This window comes from Autumnicola patrickiae, assembly GCF_031846525.1.
Taxonomy (GTDB): domain Bacteria; phylum Bacteroidota; class Bacteroidia; order Flavobacteriales; family Flavobacteriaceae; genus Autumnicola; species Autumnicola patrickiae.
Genome location: NZ_JAVRHM010000002.1, coordinates 166,069 through 180,809 on the forward strand (window position 1 = coordinate 166,069; position 14,741 = coordinate 180,809).

Sequence of the window (14,741 nt, forward strand, 5' to 3'; positions counted from 1 at the left end):
CAATGAAATGGATCCCCATTTTCCCCCTACTGCTCCTGACCATTAATAGCCTTTTTGCTCAAACCCCGGAGAAAATCAGTTATCAGGCCGTAATAAGAGATAACTCCCAGGCACTTGTAACCAGCTCTGATGTCGATCTGAAAATACTTATTCGCGAAGGCTCAGCTAAAGGTACAGCTGTTTATGAAGAAACCCACTATACTACCACGAATAGCAATGGTTTAATTTCCCTCCAAATAGGTACGGGAATAGTAAACAGAGGAAGCTTTGAAAATATAAATTGGGCAAAGGGATCTTATTTTATAGAATCCCAGGTGGATCCTACAGGTAGTAGTAATTATTCTATAACAGGTGTAAGCCAGATCCTGAGTGTACCTTATTCGTTACATTCAAAAACAGCTGAAAATTTTTCAGGTGCAATTTCAGAAGCTCAAATCTCAGATCTTTATCATTATTCTGATGCAGATATTAACGGGTTTGAAGCTGCATTTGAAGGTTGGGATAAAGATGCTTCCGATGATTTTGATGGAAAATATTCCAGTCTCACCGGACTGCCAGATATCTATACTAAAAGTGAAGTCATCCAACTTCTTTCGGGAAATGAAAGTCCAGGTAGATTTACCCAGTCTTTAAACCTTACTGAGAATGAGCTTTCAATTTCGGGAGGAAACAGTATTTCATTTGAGAACTGGGACAGGGATGCTTCAGATGATTTCTCCGGAAATTACTCAGACCTTGAGAATAAACCGGATCTTTTTAGCGGTAGCTATCTCGATTTGCAGGATGTTCCAAGTATCTACACTACTACCCAGGTGGATAGTTTAGTTATAGCAAATACCGGTCCTGACGGAGTAGCGCAATCTTTAAACCTTGATCAAAATGAGCTTTCCATTTCCGGAGGAAACAGTATTTCTTTTGAAGGATGGGATACGGATAGCTCTGATGACTTTTCTGGTAATTACATGGATCTTGAAAATAAACCTGAGTTTTTTAGCGGTGATTTTTATGATTTAAGAAATACGCCCGAAATATACACCAGAAATCAGGTAGACAGTTTAATCGTTACAAGAAGCGGGTCAGAAGGAAACTTACAATTACTAAGCCTGGAAGGCAATCAACTTTCTATTACTGGAGGTAATACTATTTCTTTAAATGAATTGAATGGAAACTTTTCCGGAAATTATATGGACCTTCAAAACAAACCGGAAATTTTCAGTGGTGATTTCAATGATCTTATGAATACCCCGGAATTCTTCAGTGGGAATTTTGAAGATTTACTGGGTCTCCCCCAGCTTTATACAAAATCCCAAGTGGATAGCCTAATTGTAACCAGAAGCGGAGCTGAAGGTGCCGTACAATCCTTAAATTTAGAAGGAGATGAATTAAATATTTCTGGTGGAAACAGTATTTCTTTTGAAGGATGGGATATGGATAGTTCTGACGATTTTTCGGGTGACTACATAGATCTTGAAAACAAACCGGAAATTTTCAGTGGTGATTTCAATGATCTTATGAATACCCCGGAATTCTTCAGTGGGAACTTTAATGATTTAACGGGTCTCCCCCAGCTTTATACCAAAAGTCAGGTCGATAGCCTGATTGTAACCAGAAGCGGAGCTGAAGGAAGCATTCAGTCTTTAAGTTTAGAAGGAGGGCAACTTTCAATTTCAGGAGGAAATACAGTTTCTTTAAACAATTGGGGTGGAGGCTTTTCTGGAAGTTATCTTGAGCTTGAAGACAGACCGGATATTTACAGCAGAACTGAGGTTGACAGTTTGATTATAACCAGCAACGGACCTGGAGGCAGCATACAGTCTTTAAGTTTAGAAGGAAATGAATTGAAAATTTCCGGCAGTAACAGCATTTCATTTGAAGGATGGGATATGAATGCTTCTGATGACTTTTCGGGAGATTATCTGGATTTAAGAAATCTTCCACAACTATATTCAACAGCAGAAATTGATAGTCTCTTAGTTAACAGAAGCGGATCTGAAGGTACCGTACAATCTTTAAATTTAGAAGGAGATCAACTTTCAATTTCAGGAGGAAATACGATATCTTTAAATGAATGGAATGGAGGATTTTCAGGAAGCTATCTTGATCTTGAAGACAGGCCGGAATTGTTTAGTGGGGATTTCTTTGATTTGATGAACACGCCCGAAATTTATACCCGAACACAAGTTGACAGCTTGATTGTAACCAGAAGCGGATCTGAAGGTGCCGTACAATCTTTAAATTTAGAAGGAGATCAACTTTCAATTTCAGGAGGAAATACGATATCTTTAAATGAATGGAAAGGAGGATTTTCAGGAGATTATCTGGATCTGGAAAACAGACCGGAATTGTTTAGTGGTGATTTCGAAGATTTAGCCAATACTCCAGAATTTTTCACAGGGAACTATGAGGATCTACAAGGTCTTCCCGAACTTTACACCAGGTCCCAGGTCGATAGTTTAATAGTTACCAGGGACGGTTCTGAAGGAACTGTTCAAACCCTTAGTTTAGAAGGATCTGAATTAAATATTTCCGGTGGAAACAGTATTTCTTTGGAAGGATGGGATATGGATAATTCTGATGATTTTTCCGGAGATTATTTTGATTTAAGAAATCTACCGCAACTTTATACAACAGCCCAAGTGGATAGCTTGGTTTCTGCTAATGTAGGTGATGGGGGTGCCGTACAATCTTTAAATTTGGAAGAAAACCGACTTTCAATTTCAGGAGGAAATAGTATTTCTTTTGAAAAATGGGACACCAACGCTGCTGATGACTTTGATGGCTACTACACAAGTCTCATTGATGCTCCAGAAGTTTATACTAAAGCAGAAGTAGATGATCTGGTAGCAAATGGAGGTTCTGAAGAATCAGCTGACAGTTCACAATTCCTCACCTTAAATGAAGATCAACTAACCATTTCTAATGGAAATACAATTTCCTTTGAAAACTGGGACAGAGATGCAACAGATGATTTTGATGGCAACTATTCAAGTCTTATTAATGCTCCAAAAATCTACACTCAATCACAGGTAGATAGTATAAAAGCAGATCTTCTGGAAGAGGTGGAACGAAAGTATGCTAAAAAAGCGGAAATTGTTGACTTTGGTTCTTCAAGGACTATTAAAAATACAGATATTGAAAATACGATAGTTTGTACGACATCTGCCACACTTACCATAACTTCTAATTTTAATGATATGATTGTGGGTCAAACTATAAATTTAGAAATTCATGGCACTACCCTTACTGTAAAAGGAAGTTCTGGCGTTACTATAAATGGTAATACCGGAGGAAGCAAAGCACTTGGTAATAATGAAGCCTACACCGGAGGGATATTAAGAAAAACAGGATCAAACACGTATATTGTACTATAAATGAAAAACTTATTTTCCATATTCATCCTCCTCTGCGGGAGTTTAACAGCTCAAAATTATTACTATCCTCTGGATGGCCCAGCTGCTGCTGCAGTGGATCCATCTAATGGATGGTATTTTGAGGCTGAGGATGCAGATTTTATAGGCTCAACATTTGAAAAATTTAGAGATTCAAGAGCCAGCGCTGGTATGTATGTGGTTGCTCCTAAGTATCCTTTTGAAAATCCCTATCCAAATTATAACCATTCTCCCGATAACGATAAAGACAAAATAGAATTTGTCCTTCCCAATTGTGAAGCGGGAAGGTATACAGTTTGGGTACGGGGCAAGGTAGAAATTTCAAGTAATACCTTCTGGGTAGCAGCCAACAACAGTAGCGAAGCATATGAAGGTATCGTGAACGACAATAGTGAAGAATTTTCCTGGACATCATCCCACGGCGGGGCAGGCATTTCTTCTCCCACAAATAAGCTTGTTTTCGATTTTAAAGAAGGCACCAATACTCTCCAATTTTATATACATGAAAAAGGTTATCAACTTGACAGAATATTTATTACAAAAGAGGAAGATGAACCTGCAAACAATGTGGAAAATAGAAATATTGTAACCACCAGCGCTGGTGTTTATAATAGTGAAGAAGTATTAGTTAGAACGCTATGGAACAATGTACCCAAGGATTATGAGAGCACCCGGGAAACACCCGAATGGGATGGGAGGGATGATGAAGGAAGGGATGTTCCTCAAGGAGATTACCATGTAAAGATCACCTCCAACAACGTAAAATACGAATGGGAAGGTGTGGTAGGAAACACATCGGACGACTTTGCCGGAGGGAGATTTTACATTGGAAGTTATGCCCGTATTATGGATATGACCATAGAAGGAAACTATGGTTATTTAACTCTTGGGTATAATGAAGGTGAAAACAATCCTTCCTCATTTAAAATAAACTTAGCAAATCCATATGACAGAATAGAATTGCATAGTTTGAACCCCTTTAACAGAGGGCAAGAGAGTTGGGTAGTTTGTTCTGATGCCAATACAGTTTACTGGGGTGGCTATGATCCTTATGCGGATAGGGAAAATTTTGTTTTTGGCACTAAAGTGAGCGACGACAGTTTTCGGATATTCAATTCCGGCTCCTCTTATCGACCTCCTTCCGGTAACACAACATTTCCCAGTATTATTAGCAGAGTACAGGATCAAAATGGAAGAATTACCGGAATGGATGTACAAAGGAATGGAAACTATCTTTTTGTCGCACACAGGGATCTAAATCTTATAAAAGTTTATAATAAAACCACAGGTGCTCTGGTACGTGATATTTCTTCATTCTCAGAACCTTTCAGACTTTCTATTGATACTAACGGAAATGGAGATTTATGGGTTGGCCATAGTTCTGGAGTAGAGAAATTCAGAATTAATACAGATGGGTCATTATCCTCTACCGGAATTATTATTGCTGGAAATGAAGCATTGGCCATAGGAGGCGAGCATGATGGAAACACAGTCTCTATTATTGATGGAAAAAGTCAACAGGTGAAAACTTATAATACTTCTGATGGTTCTCTAACTCGTACTTTTGGACAATTAAATGCTTATGCTGAATCACCAGAAGTCGAGGATACCAAGTTCATGTTCGGTAGTAGTCAAAATGAGCACCAGCCTCACAAAGGGATAACGTTTGTAGCATATGAATCTGATAATAGTGTTTGGTTAAATGACACCTGGAATCACAGAGTACAACATTTTAATGGTGATAAATTGGAACACAGCCTTATGACTCAGGATCCATTAAAGCAAGTAAGTATAGACCCTAATCACCCGGAGCGACTATTTTATTATTATCATGAATTTGAAATTGATTATTCAAAGCCCTTTGCAAATTTTAATGGATCATGGAAATTAAAAAGGAACTGGAGGGGAAATTTAGATAGCCATGAGAGAGATGGACTGGCTGAAGGTTTTAAGAGGATCGCAACCCTTTCAAATGGGAGGACGTATGCCCAGATAGAATCTACAACCAAGAATGGTAATGATAGATTCTTTGAAATTGTAGAGTTAGATACCGAAAAAGGGATAAGATATACCGGTCTATTCCAAAGTCGTTTTGGAGAGGTCTTGAATTATGATGGAACATTAAGACCAAGAGGTTCAAAATCGGGAGATAATTCCATCTGGTATAAACGTGAGGTCACGGGATTTGACGCTGAGAATAATCCAATTTGGGGAGGTAAAGAAACTTTGGCAGTTGTACAGAATATTACTCTTGATGAACCTTACAACTTTTCATCTTCATATATCTCTTCTCCCTTACCCGAAGTAACACCTGAAGATGTTATAATAGCTTATAACAGTGACATTCCCTCTAATGGCGGCACGAATTACCATTTAGGCGGAGTAAAGGTTGGAGACAATAAATATTTATGGAAGACTTCAAAAAACACCCCGGAGGGTTATAGTGGTAATTATCCAACAGATGGAAGATTTGACATAGGAAATGGAGTAAATCAAAATTCCGGAGGAGTTTGCGTCACGATTGAAGACCATGTATTCTGGAACTACAGAGGAGAATTCTGGAAACAGGCTCAAACAAATTACTGGCAGCATTTTAATGCTAATACAGGTGCTATGTTAGGTCTTTTTGGTACGCACGTTAAAGAAGTCCCTGTGAAAGGCCAGGCTGGTAATGCTTTTTCCGGAGGAATAGTTAAGGTAGGAGAAGATTATTACCTATACCACAATGGGGAAGATCATCATTATGGTGTACACCGTTGGAAAATTTCGAATTTGGATAGCGTTGAAGAAAGAAGAATGCCCATCTCTACAGGGAATTAATTAGTCAGAGTAATGCTGAATTCACTTTTACCATATTAAGTGAATTAGAAAAATTATTATAATTCCTTGTGAAAATATTTTAAGCTGAATTCTCCAATTAAAACACGGCGCACAAGTGAAGAAATGATCATAATTAAATGTATAGCAACATAAATGGTAAATAACATACTGAATTTCTGGAAACCTATATGACCAAAATAAACATATGGGGCAACAAAAAACAATATAATGAGGTATCGTATCCAAACATACCTCATTAATTGAATATTAACATATTGAAAATCCAGTTTTCTGCTTGCATATTCTATGGTAAAGAAACACGCTGTTGCTGCTAAAAGGAGAGAAATAAGCGTTAAAGTGGGACCACTTAACATTAATATAAGAAAAGCATAAGGAACAAAACCCTTAAAGAACCTAAGCAGCAGAAAAAGAGGGACCCTGTATTCCTCCTTAAGATTACCATACACCCAGTAAATTAACAAAACTGTACCATATAGGATAATTATCTCGGTAGTTACCCACGCATTAAAGAGCAGAAGAATTCCTGCCAATACTATAAATCTAATTAAAATAGAAAAGTAAATGATTGCATCTGGGACAGGATCTTTATATATAAGCTTTCGGATATTTTCATTTTCTTTTTTTATTGAAATATTATCTGTAAAAATATAACCTATTTCATATGCTACTGAAAAGGCAATAATATGTATAATTATTCCCTGGATCTGGTAAAGGGTAGGGCCTCCCAGGAAATAAATAGCGTATATTGGAATCCAAATATAATCCCTGAACATAGAGGAAAGATAAGCAACAAAGCTTCTACTTACACTGGTTTCATGTCTTATCGTGTATCTTTTTAAAGTGTACCATAGTGGTATTAACAATTCAATTTTCATAAAATCAGGTTTAAAATTCAATTATTGCTACAATTGGGGTAAACTTTATTTTTATACTTCTTTAATTTCAGCCAATAATCAAGATTCTTCCGATCGCAGATCATCGGTATAGTAAATAATAAAACCAGCACCTGAAAAAAATGTGATAAGAAAGGTACAATAGAACCATGATTGGGGCTAATCATCAATTGGGAATTCTTTTCTGCTCCCGAATTTTTATTTGAATTAAAAATTCATAGTAGGACATATTCGCACAATAGATAAAACCTGGTATTCCTTCCATAAAACCCATATTAACAATGTATGCCTGAAAAAACCTTAAAAAAGGCCATCCCGGGAGTTTACTTAACCAGGATTTAAGTGCAGGATTCCTAATGCTTGTATTTCTTGACAGTACATTTTTAAAAGGGGGGATAGCTATTGTTCTGGCTATAGCTTCCTGACTTGAATACCTATTATGTCTTTCTATCCAGTAAGTCCATCCTTTAGAAAATCCAAAATGCAAATACGGCTCCCTAATATATTCGATTTCACCGTCCACCTTATCCTCCTTTTGTCCATGACCAAAATCTGTAAACCTGGCTCTTCCTTTACGCAACAACCGGAATTGCCATTTTGGAAAATTATCACAGCGTTTTAACCACTTTCCATCGAGCATCATCTTCCAACAACAATAAAAACCTGCTATCTCCTCTCTGGCTGTTTCCATTGCCTCAAAAATAGCTGTCTTAAATTCTTTAGTGACAACTTCATCTGCGTCCAGGAACAGAATCCAATCATTTTCAATATCCAAATGATCTAAGGCATAGTTCCTTTGCTGTCCAAAACTTTCAAAAGCATTGGAGCTTATTTTTGCATTATTTTCCCTTGCAATATCTAGTGTAGCATCTGTACTGCCTGAATCAAGAACATGAACATCGTTACACCATGCTATAGCAGTTAAAGCTGCAGGAAGATCCTTTTCTTCGTTTTTTGTGAGAATTACAATCGATACCATTTTTACTATTTTAAAAACCACAAATTCATTTTTCCAGAACTCTTGGCTTAATGGGTTTACAGGGATGTCCTGAACAAACCATCCATGCAGGCAAGTTCTTTGTAACTACAGATCGGGCACCTACTACGCTTCCTTCTCCAATAATAACCCCGGGATGTACAAATGCTTCTGCTGCGATCCATGCATTAGCTCCAATATCTATAGGCATCGTTATAAGGGGGAATCCTGCCTTAGTATAGTCGTGGGTTCCGGCAACCAGATGCGCTCCCTGGGAAATTACAGTTCTTTTTCCAATCTTAATTTTTCCCTGAGAATATATTGTAGCTCCATTCCCAATTCCGCATTCGTCTTCTAATTCAAGATTCCAGGGTGCCCAAATTTTAACGCCGGGATAGACATGAACCCCCTTGCCTATTTTAGCACCAAAAAGGCGTAGAAGGAAACACCGCCATCTATGTAAAGGGTTTGGAGTATATTGAAACAAAAAAAATGCAGTGACATTCCAAAAAAGCCGACCTACTCGATTTTGGATACTAAATGATGGTCCTACAAAGGTATCTGTATTATGCATAAAATGATATTCTAAAATTTCTCTTTAAGATACAATCTCATGGAGATAAAAATTTTATCCTGAAAGTTTAGTGTTTCTTCATTGTGTGCATCTATGGTAATTGAATTTGGTTTAATATTTTGCAATAGATACTCCTGACTCTTTTTAAACATATATTTTCCCGGTCCTGCAAAATGAAATATGGACCCTCCATACAGCAAAGGTTCAAATTCCTTATAATTTTTTATCATTTCTTTATTCCCGAAATATTTATATGAATTATTACTGATTTCTTTTGCAGACCTTTGGCGCATTCCTGAAGTAACCCGTACCTGCTCCCCAGAAAAAACAAATCTTCTTTTACTTTTTCCGGCTAGACACGCCCATGCAGATTGCTCAGACCACCAATAATTTTTACATCCTTGCAAATAATTTAAAACCAAAGATTCAAGATACCCATAATCAATAATTTTAGGATCGACTATTACAATTCCTGCATTTAAAGCAGGCACCATTTTCTCTTTCCAAACCATATTCCATTTTCCTCTGTAAGCAGGAATATCTTCTCTCATATATACAATATCAATGTCTTTAAGAGGCAGGTTAATTTGATCCTTAACAAAAACATCTGTATCGATAATTGTAATTTTTTCAGCCTCTCTAAAAATTATTCCCACATCTATAATTTTACGCCAGGTCGCATCATTTTCCCTTATAAATTTTAAGGCAGGATATTTATTAAGAAACTTATCTATTTCTTCATCTGCATTTGTAGTCTTAAAATTTAATTCAGAAAATGTTTTTTTTTCTGTAGCACTCAGTGTTTTGTCTGGTAACACATAAAAATCTGAATGGGATATATTTAAAATGTTTTTCCAACTTTTCATACACGGAATCGTCCAGTCATTCTGGATATAATTAGGACCATACAGGGTCACTAAAACATTTTCATGATTTCCTTTCATTTAAAACTTTTAAGTACTAACAATTTGCTTAAGTTGCTTATTTTCTGGGTCAGGGCTCCCTATAGTTTCTTTCCACTTTTTCAGAACAGAACCTACAGAATAATTTTTTCTAAAACACACTTCAGCGTTTCTGGAGATTTTTTTTCTTTCATCAGGAGAAGAGTTTACCCAGCTTTGCAGGAGGTGGATAGTTCCTTCCAAAGTGTCGCTCCCGATAATTCCCCCTCCACAGGCTTCAATTTCTCTCCAAATATTGACCTGATCAGAAATAAGAACTGGTTTCCCACAAGCAAGAGCTTCTACAACAGCAATTCCAAAATTTTCCTGATGACTTGGAAGAATAAAAGCTTCAGCATTATAAAATGCTCCCCATTTTGCCTCCTCCTCCAGCATCCCCGGAAAAAAAACATTTTCAGATAAATTATTATTCTTTTTTACCATCTCCTGGATGCTTTTGCCATAAGCAGAATTAAGTCCAGGCCCTGCAATAACTAGTGCAGGTAATACAGATGATTTTTTCTGAACATCCACTGAAGAACTTGTTGATACAAAATCTTTATGCACAGTTTCATTTAGCACCTCCGCATAAGCCTTCACCAAAATATCCACTCCTTTTTTTTCATGAATTCTACTGATAAATAATAAATATGGACGGTTTTTTAATCCGGTGCACTTCTCATTAAACGCTTTAGACATAGACATTTTAAATGATGGAGGTGCTTCTACACCCATCCCCACTACAAGTTCCTTTTTTGGTTTATACGACCCGAAAGTTTTGCGTGCTAATAATTTTTCTTCTTCACATGTAAATAAAAGACCGTTTGCGTTATTTATAACTTTAGATTCTATTAGCCTCCAGTATATCTTGTTCCTTAACGCCTTCAGTTTCCTTTCAGGAGCTTCTTGAAAATATGGATCAAGCATTCCATGAGGCATCACAAAAAGCTTAGGTAATATATTTTTTTTATTTTTTTGAAGTTTGGAAAAAGCAATACGGGTGGCATGGGAATTATACAACCACAAACCATGAATAATAACCGCATTAAACTTCAGACTATTAGCCATAAGCCATGGTACAAGTTTCTTGCTGTAGCTCCAGGGATTCTTAGCTGGCCCTAACGCATAGACAGTAAGATCTTCCACAGAGAAAAAACCTGCTTTTGGATCATCTAAACTTACCACTGCACTTTTTATTCCATGAAGGTGCAGACCTGCAGCCATTGTGCGAACAGCTTTGGATACTCCTCCTAATTCAGGATCCATCTCACTTACTACATGAAGTACCTTCATTAATTTTTGGTTTTAGAAAGAACCATTCCGTAAATTCTTTCAATTTCATCAAGAGCCTTATCCTGATCAAATCTCCTGGCATTCACAATACCTTTTCCAATGTATTCTTCCCTCTTTTGCTGCGTAAGATTAATCACAGTATTTAACACTTCCGCAGAATCATTTGCCCAGTTTTCTATATTAACTGAGTTTTTAGGCTGTCTGGAAATTAAAAATCCGGCTTCTCCGGCTACTTCTGTCATAGGCGCTTCATCTGTTGTTATCACGGGACAACCTGAAGCCATTGCTTCAGCTATTGGCCATCCAAAACCTTCAGCCAGAGAAGGGAATAGAAAAACAGTAGCTCCGGAATAAGCTGTTTTTACTACCTCATCAGGCACCTTAGTCAAAAAGTGTATATCGTTCTTGTAAGGAGAGTCAACATGTTTTTGTTCTAAATTCTTATCTGGTGATTGACCAATTAACAACAAAGGGATACTTTGATTGTATTTATGCCGCCAGGAATTGTAAATTTCGATGACACCTGAGCGGTTTTTATACCATTGGTTACCTCCTACGTGCAATATATAGCCAGAACTCAGTTCTAACCTGAAGTACTCCTGTAAAAATTGCCTCATCATTTGTGCTTCTCCGGGAGAAAAATCTCTGTTGAGGCCGTTATACACCACTTTTGAAATTTCAGGATTAGCAGGTAGAAAATAATGAAGATCCCGCTTGGTTTTTCTTGAAACAGAAATAAAATTTTTTCCTTTTGTATAGCCTCTGTAAATCATTTTTTGATATTGTTTACCACTCCAGCCAGTAGGATTCTCTGAATTCTGTTTAACAGCAGAAAATTGTGCCAGGAAATCATGACAATGAATGATGTGAGGACGATCTCTAACAAGTGGGATCCATGGTCCCAATGCTTGATCAGTAAAAACGAAAAGTGTCTTTTGTTTTATTTTTTTTAATCGACCTCTAACTTCCATAGGAAAAAACACATATTGATCAACATAACCAAGCCATTTTTTAAGTGAGGCAGGAAACGGAAGATTAAATGCAGTTGGTTTAGGAGCCCATATCTCTATTTTATGCCCTCGCTCTTTCATACCTCTAGCAAGCATTCGGGTAAACCGTGGCATACTTTGATGATTTAAAAAGTCGGGATGAGTAAAAAAAATTATATGCATCAGGAAGGTTTTTCATCTGAGCTAAAGGAATTAAGACTTGCCAGCACTAAACCACCTATTAAGGTACTAAAACCCAGGGAAGTTGGCTGCGCCCATTGTCCTTGTGGAATAATAAGCAACGCAAAACTTAGTAATAGCCAGGGTAACAGATCCCCGATTTTTAGCCTCTTATAACTATTTATCGTTAAATACAAACAAAATCCCAGGCGCACCACTATAACTGCCATTCCTAATAAAAATCCCATCTCCCCAACGAGCCGCGCCCATTCATCTTCCGCTATTAAGAAAGCCCTGTCTCCGGTAAGCATTGCGCTACCAGCATTAGTCCCCATGCCTAAACCATAGCCGAAAAATGGCAAATTATTGGTCTCAGTTATTGCGGTAAACATACCTCCAAAATAACGATCCAGTAATGATCCAGATAATCCTCCTTCTATTTTGCTGGCTGTTTCAAATCGCGCAGTAAAAGCTTCGGTTGCGGTTTGGAAAAATGCAGTCTGGGCAAGAATTCCTACTGAAAGTACTGTAATTATTACAGCACCAAGTAATTTCGAAAGATATTCAGGTTTTCGGGATATTGCAAGAAAGGTAAAAACTAAAGCAACCCCTATAGCAAAGAATAAATAACGACTTATCGAAAGTGGCACAGAAGCCAGAACTGCAACTGTTCCCAGCAATAAGAGCACACGATTTACTTTTGTACTACTTACCCAAAAATAAAGTACAAAACAAGCTACAAGATTAAAAAATAGAGAATTTCCAGATGTAAAAGAAAACGTTCCTGATGGTCTAAAATAGCCCATTGCTCCACTAAACCCTGAACCCTCCATATCCCCACCAACACCTCTGTTCACCCAGGCTGATTGAGGACTATAAAATTGCAGAGCAGTTAAAATAACAAGTGGAATCGATAACCAAAGGAGTACTTTTCCTACTTTGACTACATCCTCCCTGTCAAATACTTCCCCTATGATAAACATTAGCGGAAAATGTAAGAGTAAAATTCTGGTGCCGAATAATGCAACCGCTAAATTTTGATGACCAAAAATTAAGGTAGTACCCATTCCTATTATCCCTATGATTATCATAATTTGAAGATATATCGAAGAAGGAAAAATATCTTTTTTCCAAGAAGAATATATCAACCAAATAGCAAGAGGATCTCTAACTACTAAAAGTGGAGCAGAAAGACCAGGAAGGCCCCACTTTCTTAAAGCACCTTCAAAGATTAACAAGAAAAAATATAACCATATTCCGGTTTTTAACGCCTTTAAACTCTTCTCTTCCTTAACATGAATGGCAGTATTATCCATTGGTATTTCCTCCCAGGAGGAAACCTCTCTATTTAATGTATTATACTTATAACTCTCCATTTTTATCTTTTAATTCAGGTATTTGGAAGTAGCTTCTGCAAGTTCTCTACCATACACTTTCCAGGATCTTGAATGAGCAGTTTCCAACGCTGCCTTTCCGGCTTTGGCCACGTTTTTCCGATTAATCAGAAGTTGTTCAATACATTCTTTTAAAGCTATCGTAGATCCTGGTTCTACTAACCAGCCATTCTCTCCATGACGAATAAGATCTGGACCTGCAGTCCTGTTTGTGGTAATAACTGGAGTTCCTTGTGACATAGCTTCTGTAATGACAAGGCCAAAACCTTCAAACAGTGAAGGAAAAAGGAGAACATCATTTTCCCTCATCAAATTCAGGATATCTTTATGTGGAAGACTGGGTATCCAGTGATGTTTCCTGAGTTCAATATCCAAAGCCTTACAATTATTTGAAGTCTTTTGTCCTACTACTGTTAATTTTACATGAGAATTAAAACTTTCAACAGCAGCAAACATATTTGCAATTCCTTTTCTTTGGGAGAGCCCACCCACAAACAATAGTTTAAGTGGAGCTTCTTCTACCACACTGTGTTGGGGGTTCATACTGGGTTTGGGAAAACCATAAGGAATTATCTCTACAGGCCCTAACTTACCAGGATAATCTTTTAGAGTATTCGCTGTAAAACTACTGGCTACAAAAATGACATCTGCCAAACCTAATTCTTTATCCTTGCGCTCCAGTTTTTCCTTTGAATCACGAAAATTAATTAGGGTACTTTCCCATTCTGGCCACTTAAGTTGTTCATCTTTAAGAATATTAAAGGCTGCTCTCCAGTAGCCAATAGGAAGATCATAAAAATTTTTTAAACCTAAACTCCTGGATTTCTGAAAAGAAAATAAGCTTCCATCCTCATAGCTATAGATTGCACTAGCACCTCTTAGTGATGCACGATTTAAGTTCCTCGTTACTTTTTTATCAAGATTTTTATATACATTATCAATATTTAAAATTCCGGCATTATGGGAAGTTAGATGTGAAAGACCAAATTTTGGTGCTATTTGCCTTCCAATCTCAAACCACGGTTCCATCTTTGTGTAGGGACCAAGACGTGCATCAAATTTACGTCTTCCCAGTTCTTTAAATGGCCTCAAATTACTAATTCGATCTAAAAGACTATCGGGAAACAAGGCTAAGGAAGTGTGAAATTCATATAATAGATTTGCTTCCAGGAAACCTTCTGCTGCAGCCCTGACATTAGCATTAGCTGTCGGGTGAGATATTATTACCATTTAATATTCAATTACTTGTTCAGAAATTAAAAGTTACTGTC

The 14,741-nt window shown here is 37.2% G+C and carries 10 protein-coding genes; 2 read left to right on the forward strand and 8 right to left on the reverse strand.

Annotated features, from left to right (window positions below; genetic code table 11):
* The first annotated feature begins 2 nt into the window (after positions 1-2).
* Complete coding sequence (locus tag RM549_RS03460; protein ID WP_311681276.1) at positions 3-3,371, forward strand: DUF8740 domain-containing protein; 3,369 nt, start codon at positions 3-5, stop codon at positions 3,369-3,371.
* The gene (locus RM549_RS03465; protein ID WP_311681278.1) at positions 3,372-6,209 is read left to right on the forward strand and encodes a hypothetical protein; all 2,838 of its coding nucleotides are present in this window, start codon (positions 3,372-3,374) and stop codon (positions 6,207-6,209) included.
* 56 nt (positions 6,210-6,265) lie between these two features.
* Here the strand turns inward: RM549_RS03465 and RM549_RS03470 are convergent, their stop codons facing one another.
* From RM549_RS03470 to RM549_RS03505, 8 genes are all read right to left on the reverse strand, one after another.
* Positions 6,266-7,105: a hypothetical protein gene (locus tag RM549_RS03470; protein WP_311681279.1), complete on the reverse strand. Its 840-nt coding sequence runs from the start codon at positions 7,103-7,105 to the stop codon at positions 6,266-6,268.
* A 184-nt stretch (positions 7,106-7,289) separates the two neighbouring features.
* Positions 7,290-8,102 (reverse strand): glycosyltransferase family 2 protein, encoded by an 813-nt coding sequence (locus RM549_RS03475; RefSeq protein ID WP_311681281.1) that lies wholly within the window; start codon positions 8,100-8,102, stop codon positions 7,290-7,292.
* Between the two features lie 25 nt (positions 8,103-8,127).
* Positions 8,128-8,673, reverse strand: coding sequence for a WcaF family extracellular polysaccharide biosynthesis acetyltransferase (locus tag RM549_RS03480; RefSeq protein WP_311681288.1), 546 nt, complete (start codon positions 8,671-8,673; stop codon positions 8,128-8,130).
* 11 nt (positions 8,674-8,684) lie between these two features.
* Positions 8,685-9,617: a hypothetical protein gene (locus tag RM549_RS03485; RefSeq protein ID WP_311681297.1), complete on the reverse strand. Its 933-nt coding sequence runs from the start codon at positions 9,615-9,617 to the stop codon at positions 8,685-8,687.
* A 9-nt stretch (positions 9,618-9,626) separates the two neighbouring features.
* Positions 9,627-10,907, reverse strand: a complete 1,281-nt coding sequence (locus tag RM549_RS03490) for a glycosyltransferase (RefSeq protein ID WP_311681303.1) — start codon at positions 10,905-10,907, stop codon at positions 9,627-9,629.
* The gene (locus RM549_RS03495) at positions 10,907-12,079 is read right to left on the reverse strand and encodes a glycosyltransferase family 4 protein (protein WP_311681310.1); all 1,173 of its coding nucleotides are present in this window, start codon (positions 12,077-12,079) and stop codon (positions 10,907-10,909) included. Before RM549_RS03495 ends, RM549_RS03490 begins: the two co-directional genes overlap by 1 nt.
* The gene (locus RM549_RS03500; protein WP_311681319.1) at positions 12,079-13,452 is read right to left on the reverse strand and encodes a hypothetical protein; all 1,374 of its coding nucleotides are present in this window, start codon (positions 13,450-13,452) and stop codon (positions 12,079-12,081) included. Before RM549_RS03500 ends, RM549_RS03495 begins: the two co-directional genes overlap by 1 nt.
* Before the next feature lie 9 nt (positions 13,453-13,461).
* Positions 13,462-14,700, reverse strand: coding sequence for a glycosyltransferase family 4 protein (locus RM549_RS03505; protein WP_311681328.1), 1,239 nt, complete (start codon positions 14,698-14,700; stop codon positions 13,462-13,464).
* Positions 14,701-14,741: the final 41 nt, after the last annotated feature.